Genomic DNA, 21824 nt, shown 5'->3' with positions numbered 1-21824 from the left:
ATAGTTGGGAACCAACTATCTCCCCCCTCATAAAGTGAGCGCAATCGGGCATGCCCGATTGCCGCACTTTGATTTTTACAGAATATTATTCTGGGACGAAGGTTATCCTCCGTCCCATATTTTATTTGTAAATGCAGTACCGTATGCCCGGATATCTACCTGCACAGAACGTTAGTCACGGCCATTCATCATCAAATGAACTCAAACCTTTTACGACCTTGCACGAATGTCTCTCTGGTACATCATACTTTTTATCCTCAATTACCGGAAAGGATTTATTATGAAACGCCCTACTTTACATAAACTTATTTTTTCAATTCTTTTATTTGCCATAAGTTTCCTTGCTCTTTTCACCAGCCACAAAAGCTCTGCATTCGCGGACTGGTATTCTTCCACCATTTACCCGCTTTTCGTTTCGTCCATCGGACGCTTTTTTGGAATCTTCCAATTTTCTGTTTCTGAAATTGGATTGTATATTTTTGTCATTCTTCTGTTTCTTTCCTTGGTCCGGATGCTGATCAGCTCCATTTACAAAATGTATGCCAAAAAAAAGAACCCTGCCTGGCTCGGCTACGGTTCCTCACTCCTGCTTCTCTGCGGATGTCTGTTTACCATTTATACTTTTTTCTGCGGAATCAACTACGGACATACTTCATTTGCAGAAAAATATCACCTGGAATCCGGTCAGTATACTCAGGCTGAACTGACCTCTTTATGCAACGAACTGACTGATCAGTTAAATACACTTTCTGACTCTTTAGGCCGGGATTCTAACGGTCTTGCTGATATGGGTAAGGATCTGCAGGATCGTGCACGGGCTGCTATGTTCTCCCTCGGTGCTACCTACCCTGAACTTTCCGGATACTATCCACAGCCAAAAGGTCTTTTATTTCCGGCTTTTCTCTCGGTACAGAATCTTTCCGGGATCTATTCACCATTTACCATTGAGGCAAACTATAACTCCGCAATGGTTTCCTACAATCTTCCATTTACCATCTGTCACGAGCTTTCGCATCTGCGTGGATTTATGCAGGAGGAAGAAGCAAATTTTATCGGTTTTCTCGCCTGTGTAAATGCCGACGATACCGCTTTCAACTACAGCGGCTATCTTCTTGGCTGGATCTACGCAACCAATGAACTTTACGAAGCCGACTACGACACCTTTGAGGAAATCTACAACAGGCTTTCTGACAATGTAAAGGCAGATCTTTCGGCTAACAGCAGCTTCTGGAAGCGATATGACAGCAAGGTCGCCGAAGTATCTGGTCAGATCAATGACCACTATCTGAAAGCAAATGGTCAAAGTGACGGGATAAAAAGTTATGACCGGATGGTTGATCTGATGATCACCTGGTTCCGGTCAAAATAATTCTTTCTTATAAAGTTTACTCTTTCTCTCCAGCCTGAAACAGCATCTCTTTCAATACGTTTGCCGCCATGCTGTGAGGGCTGCTCTTATCTTCCACAAAACAGATTTCTCTTACCGGTGGTTCTTCCAATAGTGGAACCTGAATGACAATGCCTTGCTCGATCACTTCCTGTGCAAGCGGTTCCGGAATAAACCCGATTCCCAGATTCTGTCTTACCATCGGCAGAATCTGATCGATGGTTGCTGCTTCGGTATCTGCCGTCATTGCAATTCCATGCTCCAGAAAAAATCTGGTATAAAAATCATAAGTTGACGTGTTTTTCCCAAGGCAGATAAATGGATACTCCACCAGCTTTTTCAAACTTACCGGTTCTTTAAACATATCTTTGTACGCCGCATTCGCAACCAGAATTTCTTTAAATGAAAGAAGCGGAATTGCCTTTAAAGGCTTTTTCACCTCTGCCGGTGTAGATGCTACCGCAAAATCTGAAAGTCCGTTTCGAACCGTCTGTATCGCCTGTGGTGCTGTATAACTCGAAATGCGAAGTCTGATTTTAGGATACTTTCTTCTAAACTCTCCCAGCACCGGAAGCAGAAGCAAATGCAATGCAATCTCACTTACCCCGATCGTTACGGTTCCCTGTTCCAGCTTCTTTTCATTTTCAAGCTCTAGCTCTGCTGCATGCAGATGATCGTATGCAATTGCAACATGTGAATAAAGCCGTTCTCCCTCCGGTGTAAGCTCTGCTCCCCGGTTAGACCGGATAAATAATCTGCATCCAAGCTGACTTTCCAGATTGTGGATTGCCCTCGTTACATTCGGCTGATTACTCATCAGGATTGTCGCCGCCTGTGAGAAACTTTTATACTTTGCCGCATAATAAAAAATACGGTAATAATCATAGGTAACTTCCATCTTCCTGCTCCTTGTTCCGTATATCTCCGGCATATCCAGTGCCGCCTTTAACTGAACGGAATCGTAACCGGTGTACAGTCAAATTTTTCAAAATAACTGTCGGCCAGATGTTCCTCTTCGCCTTCGATCAGAAGATGCATCTTCTCTCCCATTCTTATCGTCATCAGTCCCACGATCGATTTGGCATCGATCTCGAAACGTCCTGTCACATCCTTTACCGTAATATCTGCATTCATCTTCTGGCAAACATTACAAAAAGTCATCAATTGTCCTGTAGTCATAAAACGTATATTCTTCTGTACCATAATAGGTTAACCCTCCGCAAGTCTTTTTTTCCTGATGTCTAGTTTACACAATATCGTACAATTTGAGAAATATCTCTTTGAAATGTCTGATATGTCATTTGAACATATCAGTCGTTTCTTTATTTTACATACTACATAGCAGTTTGTCAACACTATCGGTCATTTAAATTTTTATATTCTCGATACTCTGCCAGTGGCATATATGCCGGACGAATAATCTTATCCACATTGATCAGCTCTTCCAGACGATGTGCACTCCATCCAACGATTCGCGCTGCGGCAAAGATCGGCGTATAAAGCTGCTCCGGAATTCCAAGCATATGGTAAACCAGTCCGCTGTAAAAATCGACATTTGCATTTACCCCTTTATACATCTTTCTTTTTTCGGCAATGATTTCCGGTGCCATATGTTCCACTTTCTCATAAAGTGCGTATTCTTTATCGTATCCTTTTTCATGTGCAAGCTGAGCCACAAATTTCTTGAAAATCTCAGCACGTGGATCAGATACTGAATAAATCGCATGACCCATTCCATAGATCAGACCTTTTTTATCAAACCTCTCCCTTGCAAGCAGACCTTCCAGATATGCTCTTACCTCATCGTCATCTTCCCAGTCTTTGACCTCTTCTTTCATATCAGCAAACATCTGCGTCACTTTGATGTTCGCACCGCCGTGCTTCGGACCTTTTAACGATGCCATTGCAGCAGAAATTGTAGAATAGGTGTCTGTTCCGGACGAAGTGACAACGTGGGTAGTAAATGTAGAGTTGTTTCCACCACCGTGATCCATATGCAGCACAAGTGCCATATCCAGGATCCTTGCTTCCAGCTCCGTATACTGTCGGTCTTCACGAAGCATCATCAGAATATTTTCCGCGGTGGACTTCTGCGGATCCGGTGCATAGATGTACATATCCTGACCCTGACGATAATTGTATGCATGATATCCGTAGACCATCAGCATCGGAAATTCACTGATCAGGTTCAGACACTGTCTGAGAACATTCGGGATTGAAGTATCATCAGCTTTTTCATCGTAAGAATACAGATTCAGAATCGCCCTTGAAATATTGTTCATCATATCATGGCTCGGTGCCTTCATAATAACATCGCGCACAAAATTCGGCGGAAGTGTCCTTCTCTCCGTCAGTGTCTCATGAAACCCATCCAGCTGTACAACCGTCGGAAGTTCACCAAAAAGAAGCAGATATGCAATTTCTTCATATCCAAAATGATCCGCATCCAGGAATCCACGAACCAGATCCTTGATGTTATAGCCTCGATAATACAAATTACCGGCACACGGAACTTCTTCGCCATTTACAATCTTTTTGGCACATACATCGGAAATGTTGGTAAGTCCCGCAAGGACTCCTTTTCCGTTTACATCACGGAGACCTCTTTTTACATCATGCTTTACAAAAAGTTCTTTGTCGATCCCGGTATTCGCTTCACATAATCCGGCAAGTTCCTTGATTTTCGGCGAAATATCAAACAGAATGCTATCCAGATCTTTCGCACTGTTCACTGAATTTGTCATACACCTACTCCTTTCTGTTAAAGACTCTGCAAATACTGCAGAAAGTATGAATGAAGGACGGAAACACGCACTTTTAGCATCGTCCCCCGTCCCTTCTTCTTATTTGTAAACTACTTACTACTTGTTGGAAAATATGGTCTCAATGAATCTGCCACACTGCTGATCGGCATTGTCTGAAGCCATACATGTCCCGGTCCTGTAATAACCGTATTAAATAATCCTTCTCCGCCAAAGACAATATTCTTAAGTCCCGGCACAGTCTGGATATCCATCTGGCATGTTACACTCATCGCTGCCAGATAACCGGAATCAATCACGATCTGCTGACCAGGTTGTAATTCGTATTCTACCACATGTCCATCGAATTCTGCAAATACAATTCCATTTCCGGATACCTTCTGCAAGATAAATCCTTCTCCTCCAAATAGTCCTGAAGCCACTTTCTTGTGAAAATGAACAGATATATTTACTCCAGGTTCGCCAGCAAGGAATGCTTTTTTCTGAAAAATATATTCTTGCCCCGGTCCGATTTCAAATGCCTTGATCGAACCCGGAAAGCTGGATGCAAATGCGATCAGTCCATTTCCTCCCTGTGCGGTATAGATATTCTGGAACATCGCTTCTCCAGAGAACATTCTTCCAAATGCTTTTCCAAATCCTCCATTTGTCGAAGTCTCCATCTTCATATTCGGAGACATCCATGCCATGGATCCCCGCTCTGTGATCATCCGCTCGCCAGCTTCCAGATGGCAGATCACTACCGGAAGGGTATCACCCTTGATTTCATACTTCATGCTCCATTTCCTCCTTTATAATATTAGTCAGTCTGGCAAATTCTTCCAGATCCAGTGCTTCTCCCCGGACACTGCTTCCTTTTCCGAGTTTCTCTATCGCAGCAGTAATGACTTCCTTCGAAAGATTCAGCTCTCCTGAATTCTTAAGGCCATTTGCCAAAGTCTTCCTCCTCTGATTAAAGGATGCCCGTATAAGGCGGAACATCAGCTTTTCATCCATAACCTCTACCGGAGGCTTCTGATGTCTTGTCAGGCGGATTACTGCTGAGCCGACTGCCGGACGCGGCATGAAACAGTTCGGGGGTACATTTGCAACAATATACGGCTCTGCATAATACTGTACAGCAAGTGAAAGTGCACCATAATCCTTTGTTCCCGGTCCTACCTGCATACGGTCAGCCACTTCTTTCTGTACCATAACCGTAATACTCTCAAGCGGCACATGGCTTTCAAATAAGCCCATGATGATCGGTGTCGTTATATAATATGGAAGATTCGCAACCACCTTGATCGGCCGTCCTCCGTTCTTCTCCTTTGCAAGTGCTGCAATATCCACCTTCAGGATATCTTCATTGATGATCGATACGTTGTCATATTCTTTCAGCGTGTCTTCAAGAATTGGAATCAGTGCACGGTCTATCTCAACTGCAGTTACTTCTCTTGCCGCACAGGCAAGGTACTGTGTCATCGTCCCGATTCCAGGGCCGATCTCCAACACGTAATCATCCTTTGTGATCTCGGCTGCACGAATGATCTTATCCAGCACATGCTCATCGATCAGAAAGTTCTGTCCAAATTTTTTCTGAAAATTAAAATTATATTTTTGCAGAATCTCAATGGTATTCTGCGGATTTCCAAGTGTAGGTGTTTTCATCTGTTATTCTCCTGATTATTCATTGCCTGCGTCTTAGATGCCGTACAGATCTCTCGCATTTTTCTCTGTCACAGCGATCACTTCTTCCTGACTCATCTCTTTTAACTCTGCAATTTTCTCAGCCACATACCGGATATAAGAAGACTGATTCCGTTTGCCACGGTACGGCTCCGGTGCCATATACGGGCAGTCTGTCTCCAGCACGATCTTCTCGATCGGGATCGCAGCTGCGACATCTTTTAATTTCTTTGCATTCTTAAATGTGACGACTCCACCGATTCCAATATAGAATCCCATCTTCACATATTCTTCAGCCATTTCACGTGAATAGGAATAGCAGTGAATAACTCCGTCAAGTCCCTGTGCATAATTTTTCATGATATACATGGTATCTGCGGCAGCTTCCCTGCTGTGGATAATTACTGGTTTCTTTACTTCTCCCGCGAGCTCCAGCTGGCGGATAAACCACTTCTGCTGTACCTCATGCGGTTCATTATCCCAATAATAATCCAGACCGATCTCTCCGACTGCAACCACTTTTTTGTTACAGCAGAGTTCTTTCATGTGCTGGATCTTATCTTCGTTAAGTTCTCCAACCTCATCCGGATGCACACCGATTGCAGCATAAACATGTGGATACTTTCCGGCAAGTGTCAAAACCTTCTCACAGGATTCATAAGTCGCACTTACATCCACGATTGTTCCAACTCCAAGATCCGGCATAGATTTTAAAAGCTCATCCCGGTCCCCGTCAAACTGTTCATCATCATAATGTGCATGTGTATCAAATATCATTTCCTTCGTCTCGCTTTCTTTTTACTGACTGCTCTAAGATGTTCTAAGTATACCACACATTCTTAGCCGCTGAATAGTCACTTTTTTTACTTGCTTATCCGGTTTCTTCTATGTATACTATAGATAGTGCAAATAGATCACATCTGCAAATGTATGGGGAATATATTTCTGAAGATTCTGATCAGATATTATAGGAGGATTTTAAAATGAAAGTATTTGACACTGTAAACAATGTCGAGCTGGAAGCCGACACAAAGAAACTTGTAGACATTATGGTAGACGGACGCCAGGTTGATGTATACCTGAAAGAAAAAAAGTCTGATGAAGACGGATACATGAGCTGGGATGTAGAGCATTGGTCAGCAATCGACAAAAAGCGTTTCATCCGCTGCTACTCTCTGGAAGGTCGTGTCCTCAGCGAGTCTACTGGTCACAACATCTATGACCTTTACAATGAATTCAAACCGGAAGATGCTTTAAAGGTAGAGCTCAGCTAATCTCTGCTGTATTCTACATAAGACGGTAATGAAATTCCGGACGGGCAGAATTTTCTGTCCGTCTTTTATTGTACAAAAATGTACTCTGATTCTGCACAATGTCTTTTCTGAGATACTTTTTCATTTCCTCTTGTCAAATCCGGCATACCGCGCTATAATTCTATTTGTACAAGTTCATATGTACCAGGGAGCTGGAGATTGCCGGCTGAGAGGGGATTTATTTATCCCGACCTGTAACCTGATTTGGATAATGCCAACGGAGGGAATGTATACCATGTATTTGATAGAGATGCCTCCGCATCTTTTATTTTTTACATGACATATCAGGAACACGAAGATGATGTGTTCAGTGATTACGGACAGCAGGAACTCCACTCAGGTGTGGGGTTCCTTTTTTGTGTATACAATGAGACAGGAAGTTCATTTTGAAAGGAGAACTCTACTATGAAACAAAATAATACAACAAAGAAACTCGCACTTGCCGGTGTTCTCACCGCGCTTGCAATCGTCGGAAGCTTTATCAGTGTACCGGTTGCCGGAAGCAAATGCGCTCCGGTACAGCATATGGTCAACATTCTTGCCGCCGTAACACTTGGTCCTGCATGGGGCGTTGGCATTGCATTCTGTGCAAGTTTACTCCGCAATCTGCTCGGCCTCGGAAGCCTTATGGCTTTCCCTGGAAGCATGGTCGGTGCTTTATGCTGTGGTCTTGTCTACAAAAAATGCCACATCTTAAGTCTTACCTGCCTTGCCGAAGCGATCGGAACCGGATTCCTTGGCGCACTTGCCGCTTATCCGGTTGCTTTGTATCTGATGGGAATTGCGCCGGCAGGACTTTTCGTTTATGTCGTTCCATTCCTTATTTCCACTGTCGCAGGAAGCATCCTTGCTTTCATCCTGATCACAGTTCTGGAAAAAGGCGGCGTTATGTCACAGATCAAAGAAGCATAATCATCATTCATTCTTACAGCACTCTGCTGTAAATGAAACCGCGTTACACCGGGGACACCACCTTGTATCGCGTAATAAAAGGCAGAGATTTTCAAATAAAATCCTGTTCATTGCCGGAAATTTTCCGACAAAGGCGTTAGCAATTCTATCATTTCGAACTGGAAGTGTACCCATCAGGCTGTGTCTGGTTTTTTTCGTGTACGCTGTCCGTGTTTTGCTGACGCCAGATTTTTGTGATACTCACATACAAATGATGTTGGGGCAAAAGATATTTTGACCCCTTTGATACCAGATTGCTACGTGCTTTTGACCCTGGTATCAGACAAATAAGAAACGGAGGCAAAACAACATGAGAAATTACACAACCCAGATGGACGCTGCCAGAAAAGGAATTCTGACTCCTGAAATCGAAACTGTAGCAAAAAAAGAACATATGCCGGTTGAAAAACTGATGCAGCTTGTCGCAGAAGGTAAGGTTGCCATCTGTGCAAATAAAAAACATACCTGCCTTGATCCGGAAGGTGTCGGAAGCATGCTTCGTACCAAGATCAATGTTAACTTAGGTGTTTCCCGCGACTGCAAAGACTACGATATCGAAATGCAGAAAGTTATGAGTGCCGTTAATCTCGGCGCAGAAGCAATCATGGATCTTTCCAGCCACGGTAATACCCAGCCATTCCGCCAGAAGCTGACTCACGAGTGCCCGGCTATGATCGGAACCGTACCGGTTTATGACAGTGTTATTCATTATCAGAGAGACCTGGCAACTCTTACTGCACAGGATTTTATTGATGTTGTCCGTCTTCATGCTGAGGATGGCGTGGACTTCGTCACACTTCACTGTGGAATCACAAGAAAAACCATCGAACAGATCAAAAAACATAAACGTAAAATGAACATCGTAAGCCGTGGTGGAAGTCTTGTCTTTGCATGGATGTGCATGACCGGAGAAGAAAACCCATTCTATGAACATTACGATGAAATCCTCGACATCTGCGAAGAATACGACGTAACTATTTCTCTTGGTGATGCCTGCCGTCCGGGATGTCTTGCCGACGCAACAGATGTATGCCAGATTGAAGAACTTGTACGTCTCGGAGAATTGACCAAACGTGCATGGGATCATAATGTACAGGTTATGGTCGAAGGACCTGGACATGTGCCGCTGGATCAGGTTGCTGCCAACATGAAAGTGCAGCAGAGCATCTGCATGGGCGCACCGTTCTATGTACTTGGACCTCTTGTTACTGATATCGCTCCTGGATATGACCATATCACAGCTGCCATCGGTGGAGCTGTTGCCGCTATGAGCGGAGCTGCTTTCCTTTGCTACGTTACACCGGCAGAACACCTTGCTCTTCCAAACGTAGAAGATACCAAACAGGGAATCATTGCTTCTAAAATTGCCGCTCACGCTGCCGATATTGCAAAAGGTATCCCGCATGCACGTGATATCGATGACAAGATGGCAGATGCACGCCGTGTTCTTGACTGGGATGCACAGTACGCCTGCGCTCTCGATCCTGAAACAGCAAAGGCAATCCGTGACAGTCGTAAACCAGAAGATGACCACAGCGATACCTGCAGTATGTGCGGAAAATTCTGTGCTGTAAGAAGTATGAACAAAGCACTTGCCGGAGAATATATTGATATTCTGTAAACTTAAAGATTACTTGCAAAAGAAGAGAATCGGAAATTATCCGGTTCTTTTCTTTTTCACTAATTTTCGCTCTATTTGTTCTATAAAATATAGCACTTTGCCAGTGGTAAATTTTCGGGTTTGATGTATAATTATTACACAGCAAAAAGGATGCAACGGGAGGGAAAGGTTTATGAAAAATAAAATAATATGGAAAGATGTTACTCTTATTGTACTTGCTATTCTCCTTATTTTTTCTATGTGCAGAATACATACACTCAAACAGTCGAACAAAAAACTGTACTCACAAAATCTGGAGCTGAATCACCAGCTTGCCACACTGAAAGAAAAGAATGCAGGTTTAGAATCAAAGCTGAACAGCGAAGAAAGTATCACAGATGAAAAAAAATCAGACAATTCTCAATATTAAAAATTGAGGAGAAGTTTCCAGATCCTGGATTCTTCTCCTCGTTTTTATTTATCCAATCATTTAATTAACAGATTTCTGCTCCTGCCGGCATCTTCTTCTCCGGTGTCATCAGCGCAAGATTACCATCTGCATCTTCTGCGCAGAGCAACATACCTTCTGAAAGCACTCCGGCGAGTTTTGCAGGTTTCAGGTTCACAAGAACCATAACCTTCTTACCTACCATTTCTTCCGGTGTATAGTGTGCTTTGATTCCGGAAACGATCTGTTTTACCTGACTTCCGATCTTAACCTGTGAGCAGAGCAGTTTCTTGGATTTCTTGACTGCTTCGCAGGAAATGATCTCGCCTACCTGGAACTGCATCTTTTCAAAATCTTCAAAAGTGATCTCCGGTTTTGCTTCGATGTCGATTCCTTCTTCTTCCTCTTTCTTTTCTTCTTCAACCTTTGGATGAAGCTCTTCTACTTTTTTCATGACTTCTTCCAGGTCGAGTCTCTGGAACAGGATTTCCGGTTTTTCTACCACATGTCCGCCACCAAGCTGTGCCAGGATCTTTTCAGCTGTTTCCGGCATGAAGGATTCAAGCAGTTTTGCACCTTCGGAAATGCTTTGGATCAGATTCCAGAGTACTGTCTCCAGACGATCCTTCTTGTCTTCTTCTTTTGCCAGTGCCCACGGCATGGTCTCATCGATATATTTGTTGCAGCGTTTGAACAGATTGAAGATTTCTGTGATTGCATCTGCCACACGCAGCTCGTTCATTTTTGCTTCTACTGCCTTTGGTGTATTTTCTGTCACAGCTTTCAGATCTGCATCTACTTCTTCTGCCACACCTTTATCAGTAACTGTACCGCCAAAATATTTGTTTGTCATAGAAATGGTACGATTTACAAGGTTTCCAAGTGTATTGGCAAGATCGGAATTCAGTCTTTCTACCATCAGCTCCCAGGAGATTACGCCATCATTTTCAAACGGCATCTCATGCAGAACAAAGTAACGAACCGCATCTACGCCAAAGAAATCTACGAGTTCATCTGCATAGAGTACATTTCCTTTTGATTTACTCATCTTTCCATCGCCCTGAAGAAGCCACGGATGTCCAAATACCTGCTTCGGAAGCGGAAGTCCAAGTGCCATCAGGAAGATCGGCCAGTAAATCGTATGGAAACGGATGATATCTTTTCCGATCAGATGAAGGTCTGCCGGCCAGTTCTTATTGAACATTTCATCGCTTTCACCATCACAGTGATATCCGATACCAGTGATATAGTTGGTAAGTGCATCAAGCCATACATAAACAACATGCTTCGGATCAAAGTCTACCGGAATTCCCCATTTAAAAGAAGTTCTGGATACACAAAGATCCTGAAGTCCCGGAAGAAGGAAGTTGTTCATCATCTCATTCTTACGTGCTACCGGCTGGATAAATTCCGGATGTGTATTGATATATTCAATCAGTCTGTCTGCATATTTGCTCATCTTGAAGAAGTATGCTTCTTCTTTTGCAGGCTGTACCGGACGTCCGCAGTCCGGACATTTTCCATCTACAAGCTGAGATTCTGTGAAGAAGGATTCACATGGAGTACAGTACATTCCTTCGTAGTGTCCTTTGTAAATATCTCCCTGGTCATACAGTTTCTTGAATATCTTCTGCACTTCTTTCTCATGATAATCATCCGTTGTACGGATAAATTTGTCATAAGAAGTGTTCATCAGATCCCAGATTCTCTTAATCTCCCCGGATACGTTATCTACAAATTCCTTTGGTGTAACACCTGCTTCTTCTGCTTTTAATTCAATTTTCTGTCCATGCTCGTCAGTTCCTGTCTGGAAAAACACATCATATCCCTGACTTCTCTTATAACGTGCAATTGCGTCTGCCAGCACGATCTCGTATGTGTTACCGATATGTGGCTTGCCTGATGTATAGGCAATTGCAGTTGTAATATAATATTTTGGTTTGTCTGCCATGATTCTTTATCTCCTTTTTCTATAAATTAAAAATAGTGCACATCTCCGGCACGTAGTGCCTTTTATTTAACAAAGACTTCCTGTTAAATAAAAAACCGCCTTCTATAAAATATAGAAGACGGGATTATTGCCGTGTTACCACTTCTCTTCATCCTTCCCTCACAAGAAGAATCTCACCGGGTACAGTCTGCTGTTTTTGGCAGTCCATATCTACACTCGCCGCTGTAACGGGCGGAACCCATCGCATGCTTGCACAGGAAACTGATTCGTTGCTTCCTTATGTTCACCTGCGCTGCTCAGAAGCCATCTTCAGTCTTTCTCCAGCCATCCCTCTCAGCCTCTGCGGGACTTCTCTGTAAACATTCAAAAGACCTACTCTCTTCGTCATCGCTTTTCCATATCAAAAAAATCGTATCACAGATATCAGAAACTTGTCAAGGCGTATTTGACACCAGATAGTCTTTTTCCTTCAATACCTGCTCGATCAGATCCAGTGTCTCTTCCGAATCCGCTTCAACTGTGTGATAATGATAGTTGGAAGTGATATTCTTAAGCGGACTGGACTTTCCACTATGGAGCCCTTCCATGAATTCTTTGACATTTCTCCGCGATGCCACATCAAGAGGTGCTTCCATATGTCCATAAATCCGGTGATTGATCATTACATTTACCACCTTGCCTCCCAGATCCACGATCGAACAAAGCTCATCCTCCATCTGTTCATCCGTATGACTGACTTTGAACACTCTCGTTACCGTATGCGGTGCATTCAGAATATATCCCCGGTTGGTTGAAATGATATCATATCCGGCTGCACGGATCAGCGCAATGTCCTGTACAATGACCTGACGGCTTACATCATATACCTTCGCCAGTTCTTTCCCGGGTACCGGAACCTCACTGCTCTTTATTTTGCTGACAATCTCTTCTCTTCGTCTGGAACCTGTCATCCCGATATAACTCTCCTTTTTCTGCAATTCTGCTCTGTGCCTGACGTATTACAGACTTTCCTCTTCTGTCTGCCAAATCCTGTCTTCACTCTTACTGAATCCAGACCAGCTTAAATAGCATGCAGATTCTTCAGCGAAATGTCAAGGACAGGAGCTGAATGGGTAAGTGCCCCACTTGATATATAGTCTACTCCAAGAGACGTCAGACGGTCAATATTTTCTTTTGTTACATTTCCGGAACATTCTGTCTCTGCACGTCCGTCAATAATCCTGATTGCCTCCTTCATATCCTCCGGCGACATATTATCCAGCATAATAATATCTGCTCCCGCATCAACAGCCTCACGCACCATATCCAGATTCTCAACTTCTACCTCAATTTTGCGGACAAACGGTGCGTATTCCTTTGCCATTTCCACCGCCTTTGCCACACTTCCTGCCGCTCCGATATGATTGTCTTTTAAAAGCACTCCGTCGGAAAGATTATATCTATGATTATATCCTCCACCGACACGGACCGCATATTTTTCAAAAATACGCATATTCGGCGTTGTCTTTCTGGTGTCCAGAAGCTTCGTCTTCGTTCCTTCCAGAAGCATTGCAACCGAATGTGTATAAGTCGCAATTCCACTCATTCTCTGCAGATAATTCAGCGCCACCCGTTCCCCTGAGAGCAGCGCACGGATATCGCCTGTAATAATCCCCATCAATTCTCCTTTTTTCACTTCGTCACCGTCTTTACAATAGAAATCTGTCTTCACATTTTCATCCAGAATTTCAAATACTCTGTGAAATACATCCAGCCCGGCAACTACTCCATCCTGTTTGCAGATCAGCTGCACCTCTCCGGTCACCGCTTCTTTCATCACCGCATTGGTGGTCACGTCCTCACTGGAAATGTCCTCCTGCAATGCTTCTTTTATCAGATGGTCTACATTCAATGTCATCGTAATCTTATTCATTTCTTTTTTCCTCATTCTAAACAGATTTTTTTCTTTTATATTGCCTCTTTACAGAACAGCACAGGATTTACTGCATTTTCCACTCCGGAAATCTTATGTGCCGCACGTTTTGCAAACACCAGGCTCTCAAGCAGAGAATTACTTGCCAGACGGTTCGCCCCATGGACGCCATTGCAGCTGGTCTCTCCTACCGCATACAGATGCTCCATCGAAGTTCTGCTGTCGCTGTCTACCCAGATGCCTCCCATGAAATAGTGTTGTGCAGGAACAACCGGGATCCACTCTTTTGTCACGTCATAGCCTTCTTCCCGGCACCGCTCACAGATATTTGGGAAATGCTCCAGGATCGTATTCTTATCAATATTTTCCATGGAAAGCCATACATGATCCGTTCCGTCTTTTTCCATTTGTTCCCGGATTGCTTTTGTCACCACATCTCTCGGAAGAAGCTCATTTACAAAACGTTCTCCGTCTTTATTATAAAGAACTGCGCCTTCTCCACGGACAGATTCTGAAATCAGAAATCTTCGCCCCGGTTTTGAAGAATACAAAGTTGTCGGGTGGATCTGGACATAATCCAGATGCTCCAGACGGATTCCATGCTTCCTGGAAATATCAAGCGCATCTCCTGTCAGATGTGGAAAGTTTGTAGAATGCTGATATCTTCCTCCGATTCCACCGCTTGCAAAAATCGTATCCTGTGCATAGATCTTCATCTCTTCACCGTCTGCCGTCTTCGCTAAAATACCTGCACATTTTCCATTTTTAACAATTATGTCTGTCATAGTTGTATATTCGTGTATTTGTACATTTTTTCGTTTCTTTACATGCATGAGCAGTTTACTCGTAATCTCTTTCCCTGTAATATCTTCATGGAAAAGAATCCTTGGTCTGGAATGCGCACCTTCTCTTGTAAATGCAAGATTTCCGTCTTTTTTAGCGAAATCCACACCATATTCAATCAGATCATGAATAATTTCCTGCGAGCTGCGGATCATAATATCCACTGATTCTTTCCTGTTCTCGTAATGACCTGCGCGCATTGTATCTTCAAAATACCCCTCATAATCCTCATCATCCCGAAGTACACAGATTCCACCCTGTGCCAGAAATGAATCACTGCTTTCCAGATCTGACTTGGTAATCATAAGGATCTTTTTATCCTCCGGAAGATTCAGTGCAGAAAATGCACCACCAACTCCGGTTCCTACGATCACTACATCTGTCTTAATCTCCAACTTTATCCCTCCAACTCCGGTTCTCTTATCCGGTCACCTGTTGTTTCTTATTTTTGATTTTCCGGTTCTTTTATTTTGCAGCAAGCTCAAGCATTTTCTCTAACGGTTTTTTGGAATTTTCCCGAAGTTTTGCATCTACGTGAACCTCATTTTTACCAGTCTGCAAAACATGCAATACCTTCTCCAGCGTATTCTTTTTCATATTCGGACATACCGGTAGCTTGTCCGGATAATAGAATGTCTTCTCCGGGTTCTGTTCCTTCAGCTTGTAACCCACACCCTCTTCTGTACAGACAATAAATTCCTGACAATCACTTGCCGTTACATACTGGATGATTCCTGATGTGCTTCCCACGTAATCTGCCATCGCAAGAAGTTCTGCACGGCATTCTCCGTGTGCGACGATCTGTGCCCCCGGATGTCTCCTTTTCACTTCGGCTACATCCTCCGGTTCCATCCGTTCATGAGTCGGACAGAATCCATTGTTGTAAACAAAATTTTTTTCCGGTACATGATCGGCTACAAAATGTGCCAGATTCCGATCCGGAATAAAGAAAATATTCTTGTTCGGAAGTTCTTTTACGATCTTCACTGCATTTGCAGATGTCACACAGACATCCGAGTATTCTTTCAGTGCTGCCGTTGAATTGATATAGCAGACAACAGCAAGATCATCATACTCTTTCCGCATCTTCCGGATCGTCTCCACATCTGCCATATGTGCCATTGGACAGTCTGCTGTCATATCCGGCATCAGAACCGTTTTCTCCGGATTCAGGATCTTCGCACTCTCCCCCATAAAAGAAACGCCACAAAATACGATTGTCTTTTCTTGGAGCTTCGTTGCTACCTTGCTCAGGTAAAAAGAATCCCCTATATAATCTGCTATTTCCTGCACCTCCGGCCGCACATAATAATGTGCCAGAATGACAGCATTCTTCTCTTTTTTAAGCTTCTGTATTTCTTCCACCGTTGTCATAACGTGATCCTCCCTTACTGACTCTTTTCTCATCTCTAATCTTTTTTCAGCATAGTGCACATTATAGCACCACACTTTACATCTGACAAGACACTTGTTTTATTTCTGTAAAGTTTCGTTTGAGATACATATTTCCAGAATCAAAATCATATACATAGAAACAACATCATTTCTTCTGGAGTTTTATGTTTCATTTAATTCTTAAACACCGGAAAAAAATTTTTCTGATCCTTCCCTGTTGTCTGCTGGTCATTCTGATTTCTTTTCTGTCTGGCAATGCATTTTGGAGCTCCCTGCATGCAGAATCCTCCGACCGGCAATTCCGTACTTTCACACGTAGTCTCTTCCAGACAGAAGTATCCGCAAATACCATCAGCCTTCACTATACCTTGCGTTCTCCTTCTGACTATGGCATCGCGGACATCCCGGCTACATACGGCAGTCTTTCTTCTGATCCCGTTGCTGCAAAGGCTTCTGTCAGAAATGTTCTCTCTTCTCTGCAGGAATTTGATCCCGACACTCTTTCTTCGGAAAATGCACTAACCTTTAAAATCCTGGATACCTATCTTAAAAATGCATCCACAGGGACAGATTATCTGCTTTATCAGGAGCCTCTGGGCCCCGTATCCGGTATCCATACGCAGCTGCCTGTTCTGCTCTCGGAATACAGCTTTTACGACACACAGGATGTAGAAACCTATCTGGCTCTCTTAAAAGAAACGCCTTCCTATTTTGATTCTGTCATCCGGTTTGAGCAGAAAAAAGCTACTTCCGGTCTTTTTATGCCGGATTACCAGGCTGATTCTGTTCTGGACACCTGCCAGTCTTTTATCGATATGGGTAAAGAGAATTATCTGGTCAGTACATTTAACGAGCGGATCGCGTCACTGGATCTTTTACCTGAAAACAAAAAAGATTCTTTTCAGAAAGAAAATATGAAACTTGTAACAGAAGAGATTTATCCAGCTTATCAAAATCTAATCACCGCTATCAAATCGCTGAAAGGAAAAGGAATGAATGAACAGGGACTTAGCCATTTCCCTTATGGAAAAAAATACTATGAATATCTGGTGCGTCAGACTACCGGCTGCAATGAGTCCATTTCCCGTCTGCGACTGATGACCAGGGCACAGATACTGGAAGATCTAAGTGCCATGCAGAAGGTTCTCTTCCCTGCTGACGCAGCACTTACCCAGGCATCTGTTTTGGAGCAGACATCTCCTGATTCCATGCTGGACGATCTCAGGTCCAAAATCACAGATACATTCCCGGAAATTCCTGATGTTGATTTCCAGGTCAAATATGTTCCGGAATCCATGCAGGATTATCTAAGTCCAGCTTTCTATATGATCCCTGCCATTGACAATCTAACGGAAAATGTCATCTACATTAACAACGGGCAGACCGCCTCAGGGCTGAATCTCTACACAACCCTTGCTCACGAAGGCTATCCCGGACATCTGTACCAGACCGTCTATTTTTCTGCTTCTGAGCCGGATCCTATTCGAAGCATTCTTGATTTTGGCGGATACGTTGAGGGCTGGGCCACCTATGCGGAAATGATGTCCTACTACCTTGCACCTCTCCCTAAGACTGAAGCATCCCTTCTCCAGAAAAACAATTCTGTCATTCTTGGACTTTATGCACTTGCAGACATGGGAATTCATTATGACGGCTGGTCTGTAACTGATACAGTCCGCTTTTTCAGCGATTACGGGATCAATGATCCAAATGCAGTACAGAGTGTCTACAAACTGATCATTGGAAGTCCTGCCAATTATCTGAAATACTATATTGGATACCTGAAATTTTATGAATTGAAAAAGGAGATGGCAGATGCCCTGGGAAATCAATTCTCCCAGAAAGAATTTCACAGGGCGGTACTGGATGTGGGACCGGCGCCATTTGAGATCGTATATGATGAGGTGGAAAAAAATTTATTAAATTGATCCTATTTCACACAAAATAAAACTATCCTGTGAGAATCCGAAACATTCCCACAGGATAGCCCATCAAACACATTTTATATAATTTACACTTGAATCTACAGATCCAGTTTCAGATCATTTTCCTTGATCCAGCCACATTTTCTCATCGGAATCGCAATCGCCCAGGAAAGCACTGCCGGAAGAATAAAACAGATCAGCACCAGACCTGCCCAGTCCATTCCGGTGATCGCAGCTTTGGTTCCTTCTGCAATATCATTTACCCAGCCAGTGTACACACCAATCTGTCCGACCAGTCCGCAGGTTCCCATTCCGGATGCCACTGCCGCACCGTTCATCTTCAAATGAAAGATACAGGTTGCGACCGGACCGGTAATTGCGGATGCCAGTGTCGGCGGAAGCCAGATTCTCGGGTTTCTCACAATGTTTCCCATCTGGAGCATCGAGGTTCCTATTCCCTGTGCAAAAAGACCACCCCATTTATTTTCCTTAAAACTCATAACCGCAAAACCAACCATCTGTGCACAGCAGCCGGCTACAGCAGCACCTCCTGCAAGCCCGGTAAGTGAAAGTGCCGCACAGATCGCTGCACTGCTGATTGGAAGTGTCAGCGCAATACCAACAATCACAGATACGATAATTCCCATGAAAAATGGCTGTAATTCAGTCGCCCACATGATCGCAGTTCCTACGGTACTTGCCGCTGCTCCGATCGCCGGTGCACATCCCAGTGAAAGCAGAACCCCCACACAGATCGTCACAAAAGGTGTCACAATAATATCTATTTTTGTTTCTTTTGAAACCAGTTTTCCAAATTCTGCTGCAAAAATCGTAACGACCAAAACCGCAAGAGGTCCTCCGGCACCCCCAAGTTCATTTGCTGCCATTCCGACTGCCGCCAGTGAAAACAATACAAGTGGCGGACACTGAAGTGCTACTCCGATCGAGATTGCCATCGCAGCTCCGGTTGCTCCTTTCGCATAACCGCCTACTGTTACAAGGATTCCTATACCAAGCTGTTCTCCGAGTGTGCTGATGATCGTACCGATCAGAAGCGATGCAAACAGTCCCTGCGCCATTGCACCAAGCGCATCGATTCCGTATCGCTTCGCTGAAAAGATAATATTTTTCTTTCTTAGAAACTCTTTCATAACTTTCTCCTGCTCCTGTCATTCTTTTAGTGTATAATCTACTGTCTTGTCACATGTGATTACTGTGCAATATTATCCACTGTTTTGCAGAATCCGTCAAGAAGATTTTATTTAAATCTCTTATCTTCGCAAAAGTATGATATAACTGATATGACTAAAAAGTAGGAGTGTACATTTTTTAACTGCACACTCCTGCTTTTTATTTCTTATTTTTATTCTTTATGAAAATATACATGATAAGCTTCCATATCTACTTTTGGAAGAGGGATCATCTTCATTCCATTCGCTTCAAACTGTAATTTTCCATCAACCCTATGAATTTCTTCTACTGCCGGTGCTGTAAGGAATTCTTTTTCCTCTGAAAGTGCCGCAAGAATATATGGCCCATATGCAAGATTGACAAATGCCGCATCAGACTTGTTATCCAACACACGGAATTCCATCGGAAGTTCCAGTCGGATCACATCTCCGGCTTTCGGATCTGCATCAATTACCAGATATCCATCATGAAGTGCTGTATTTGCAAGAACTTTTCCATTTACAGACACGTTAAAATCCTTCTGCCCCCATGCCGGAATATGGATTTTAAGAACTTTTTTCTGATCCTTTTGGCAACGGATTTCCATTACACCTTCTTCATCCACACTCTGAAGTTCAATCATCGTTTTTCCATTTTCGTCCGTCAGCACGGAATCTACAAGAAGGTTAATGTAAAGCGCATCTTCATCCTGCGCATAAATATTTTCCATATAACGGAATCTGCTCTCCATACCGGTTCCATGACAGCAGGAATTCTCTGAAAGGAAGAATTCTTTTCTGCCACCCGGACCAAGTGGAAGAAAATAAGTCGTTCCACCATCACATTTATGACTACTTGATGTCAGGATATGATTTCTCAGCGTATTATCATAATAATCCATCAGATTGCCGCTTCGCGTATATTCAAATAACTGACTGGTCAGGCGCAGCATATTATAACTTGCACAGCTTTCAGCAGCCTTATCCGTAAGATAAGAACACGTTGTATTTGCACGATGGAACATCTCAGTCTCACCAACCCCACCGATACAATATGTATGTCCACCAGTCACGATATTCCAGAAATTCTTTCCGATTTCCCAATAAATCTCATCACCAGTTGCCCGATACAGATCCATTGCACCGATAATCTGCGGAATATGCTGGTTTGCATGCATATCCTCCAATGTATCGCATTCTTCTTCCATCGGATAGAATAACTTTTCATTTTCAAAAAGTTTTGCAGCCTTCAGATGATTTTCTTTTCCGGTCAGCTCATAGACTTTTACCATTGTTCCAAGCATACCACCAAACTCACCTGCAATATACATTGCCCACATTTTATCCAGTGTTTCTTTTGGCAGACGGGAAAGTCTGTCATATACCCAGTCTCCCATCAAGTCCAAGATCTCTTTTGCCGTCTCATTTCCGGCAAGTACATGACAATCATATAATCCAGACATAATCTTATCCAAAGTATAATACGGAGCCCAGATTTCCGGATACTTGGTATATACTTCCAGAAGATCGAACTGTTCCTCTGAGTATGCACTTAAAAATCCTCTGTGATATTTGCCGGTTGCCGCAAATGCATCCTGGCACTTTTTCAGCTCTGCTACCATGTAATTGACTTTATCTAAAAATTTTAGATTGCCGGTTGCTGCAAATGCAAGTGCAATACCCGACAGATAATGTCCTGTCGTGTGCCCTTTCAGTTTACAGCTTTCCTCATCCCAACCGGTCATCGGAGGTGCCCCTTTTGTATCCAGTCCGGTCGCTTTGCGGAAATTATAAAGCATCTGGTCATCGTCAATTCCAAGAAGATATTCTTCCATCAGCTTCTGGTATTTATAATAAAGAGTTCCTTCTTTCAACCGAACCTGTCCAAGTGGAAAATAACCCACTTTTTTCTTCGGTCCTTTTACTGGTACTATTTCCTTTTTATAATGGATCTCTGCAGATGCTTCCTTTTCTGTTCCATCGATCACACCTGCAACTGCAACCACTTTTTCTTCTTTTGCCGGCTCATATGTATTCCATTTCACCGGCATTGTCATGCGGCGTCCATCTTCTGTATATACGATCACAACAGACGGAAGATGTGCTTCTTCACCGACCAGTGCATTAAGGACGACTTTACGTACTTCTTTTACGATATTTTCTTTTGCTTCCTGCAATACGGTCGCCACATATTCTCTTGACTCACTACATCCTTCATATGTTGCGGTAACCGTCAGTGTAACTTTACGGTTTCCCATACCATGCAGCGGACGATGTACCTTTCCTGTATTGTCAATAAATCTTTCTTCCCCTGTCTCCCAGGTAAATTGAGCACCGTATTTTCCATTCTCCGGGAGTGTAAGATCGTCATCTACTGTGCTCAGATTCCCAATATAAATTGCATCCAAATCTTTTTTAATAATTTCTGCTGCGTTCATGTTTTGCTCCTTTTCGTATAAAAATTGGATTCGAACCATCTATAGACTATATTCTATGTTTC

19 protein-coding genes and 1 riboswitch are annotated in these 21824 nt (G+C 43.2%); of the genes, 6 read left to right on the top strand and 13 right to left on the bottom strand.

Annotated elements, in window-relative coordinates:
* The first annotated feature begins 280 nt into the window (after positions 1–280).
* Positions 281–1369 carry a DUF3810 domain-containing protein gene (locus NQ556_RS00650; RefSeq protein ID WP_022220416.1) on the top strand — a complete coding sequence of 363 codons (1089 nt, stop codon included), beginning with the start codon at positions 281–283 and terminating at the stop codon, positions 1367–1369.
* Between the two features lie 16 nt (positions 1370–1385).
* Here the strand turns inward: NQ556_RS00650 and NQ556_RS00645 are convergent, their stop codons facing one another.
* The 6 genes from NQ556_RS00645 to NQ556_RS00620 all read right to left on the bottom strand — a co-directional run bounded on the left by NQ556_RS00645 (position 1386) and on the right by NQ556_RS00620 (position 6594).
* Positions 1386–2285, bottom strand: a complete 900-nt coding sequence (locus tag NQ556_RS00645) for a LysR family transcriptional regulator (RefSeq protein WP_008374087.1) — start codon at positions 2283–2285, stop codon at positions 1386–1388.
* Positions 2286–2332: 47 nt separating this feature from the next.
* Complete coding sequence (locus tag NQ556_RS00640; RefSeq protein ID WP_022220417.1) at positions 2333–2590, bottom strand: HPr family phosphocarrier protein; 258 nt, start codon at positions 2588–2590, stop codon at positions 2333–2335.
* Positions 2591–2742: 152 nt separating this feature from the next.
* The gene (locus NQ556_RS00635; RefSeq protein WP_008374090.1) at positions 2743–4131 is read right to left on the bottom strand and encodes a citrate/2-methylcitrate synthase; all 1389 of its coding nucleotides are present in this window, start codon (positions 4129–4131) and stop codon (positions 2743–2745) included.
* Between the two features lie 110 nt (positions 4132–4241).
* Positions 4242–4925, bottom strand: a complete 684-nt coding sequence (locus tag NQ556_RS00630) for a TIGR00266 family protein (protein ID WP_008374092.1) — start codon at positions 4923–4925, stop codon at positions 4242–4244.
* Positions 4915–5799 (bottom strand): 16S rRNA (adenine(1518)-N(6)/adenine(1519)-N(6))-dimethyltransferase RsmA, encoded by an 885-nt coding sequence (gene rsmA, locus NQ556_RS00625; protein WP_008374094.1) that lies wholly within the window; start codon positions 5797–5799, stop codon positions 4915–4917. The genes NQ556_RS00630 and rsmA overlap by 11 nt, the downstream gene beginning before the upstream one ends.
* 33 nt (positions 5800–5832) lie before the next feature.
* Entirely contained in the window at positions 5833–6594 is a 762-nt protein-coding gene (locus tag NQ556_RS00620; protein WP_008374096.1) for a TatD family hydrolase, read from the bottom strand.
* A 206-nt stretch (positions 6595–6800) separates the two neighbouring features.
* On the opposite strand from NQ556_RS00620, the gene NQ556_RS00615 reads away from it, so the two are divergent.
* From NQ556_RS00615 to NQ556_RS00600, 4 genes are all read left to right on the top strand, one after another.
* A complete protein-coding gene (locus tag NQ556_RS00615) occupies positions 6801–7091 on the top strand; it encodes a hypothetical protein (RefSeq protein ID WP_022220418.1) in 291 nt (96 codons plus the stop codon).
* Between the two features lie 174 nt (positions 7092–7265).
* Positions 7266–7373, top strand: a riboswitch (TPP riboswitch).
* 162 nt (positions 7374–7535) lie between these two features.
* Positions 7536–8042, top strand: coding sequence for an energy coupling factor transporter S component ThiW (gene thiW, locus NQ556_RS00610; protein ID WP_008374099.1), 507 nt, complete (start codon positions 7536–7538; stop codon positions 8040–8042).
* Positions 8043–8391: 349 nt separating this feature from the next.
* Positions 8392–9702 carry a phosphomethylpyrimidine synthase ThiC gene (gene thiC, locus NQ556_RS00605; protein ID WP_008374102.1) on the top strand — a complete coding sequence of 437 codons (1311 nt, stop codon included), beginning with the start codon at positions 8392–8394 and terminating at the stop codon, positions 9700–9702.
* A gap of 172 nt (positions 9703–9874) precedes the next feature.
* Positions 9875–10111, top strand: a complete 237-nt coding sequence (locus NQ556_RS00600) for a hypothetical protein (protein ID WP_008374104.1) — start codon at positions 9875–9877, stop codon at positions 10109–10111.
* A gap of 64 nt (positions 10112–10175) precedes the next feature.
* Here NQ556_RS00600 and metG read toward each other — a convergent pair whose 3' ends face one another.
* The 5 genes from metG to nadA all read right to left on the bottom strand — a co-directional run bounded on the left by metG (position 10176) and on the right by nadA (position 16209).
* Complete coding sequence (gene metG / locus NQ556_RS00595; RefSeq protein WP_008374105.1) at positions 10176–12080, bottom strand: methionine--tRNA ligase; 1905 nt, start codon at positions 12078–12080, stop codon at positions 10176–10178.
* Between the two features lie 434 nt (positions 12081–12514).
* The gene (locus NQ556_RS00590; protein ID WP_008374107.1) at positions 12515–13030 is read right to left on the bottom strand and encodes a transcription repressor NadR; all 516 of its coding nucleotides are present in this window, start codon (positions 13028–13030) and stop codon (positions 12515–12517) included.
* A gap of 110 nt (positions 13031–13140) precedes the next feature.
* Entirely contained in the window at positions 13141–13992 is an 852-nt protein-coding gene (gene nadC / locus NQ556_RS00585; protein ID WP_022220419.1) for a carboxylating nicotinate-nucleotide diphosphorylase, read from the bottom strand.
* A 35-nt stretch (positions 13993–14027) separates the two neighbouring features.
* Positions 14028–15230 (bottom strand): L-aspartate oxidase, encoded by a 1203-nt coding sequence (locus NQ556_RS00580; protein ID WP_022220420.1) that lies wholly within the window; start codon positions 15228–15230, stop codon positions 14028–14030.
* A 70-nt stretch (positions 15231–15300) separates the two neighbouring features.
* The gene (gene nadA / locus NQ556_RS00575; protein WP_022220421.1) at positions 15301–16209 is read right to left on the bottom strand and encodes a quinolinate synthase NadA; all 909 of its coding nucleotides are present in this window, start codon (positions 16207–16209) and stop codon (positions 15301–15303) included.
* Positions 16210–16394: 185 nt separating this feature from the next.
* Between nadA and NQ556_RS00570 the strand changes: the two genes are divergently transcribed.
* Positions 16395–18158, top strand: a complete 1764-nt coding sequence (locus tag NQ556_RS00570) for a DUF885 domain-containing protein (RefSeq protein ID WP_022220422.1) — start codon at positions 16395–16397, stop codon at positions 18156–18158.
* A 95-nt stretch (positions 18159–18253) separates the two neighbouring features.
* On the opposite strand, the gene NQ556_RS00565 is transcribed toward NQ556_RS00570, so the two are convergent.
* Both NQ556_RS00565 and NQ556_RS00560 read right to left on the bottom strand, forming a co-directional pair.
* Positions 18254–19306, bottom strand: coding sequence for a PTS transporter subunit IIC (locus tag NQ556_RS00565; RefSeq protein ID WP_008374119.1), 1053 nt, complete (start codon positions 19304–19306; stop codon positions 18254–18256).
* Positions 19307–19518: 212 nt separating this feature from the next.
* Positions 19519–21762, bottom strand: coding sequence for a beta-L-arabinofuranosidase domain-containing protein (locus tag NQ556_RS00560; protein WP_022220423.1), 2244 nt, complete (start codon positions 21760–21762; stop codon positions 19519–19521).
* Positions 21763–21824: the final 62 nt, after the last annotated feature.

It is taken from the genome of Coprococcus comes ATCC 27758, from assembly GCF_025149785.1.
In the GTDB taxonomy this organism is placed as follows: domain Bacteria; phylum Bacillota; class Clostridia; order Lachnospirales; family Lachnospiraceae; genus Allocoprococcus; species Allocoprococcus comes.
Note: the sequence above shows the minus strand (reverse complement) of the source record. Positions and strands in the feature narration are given on the sequence as shown.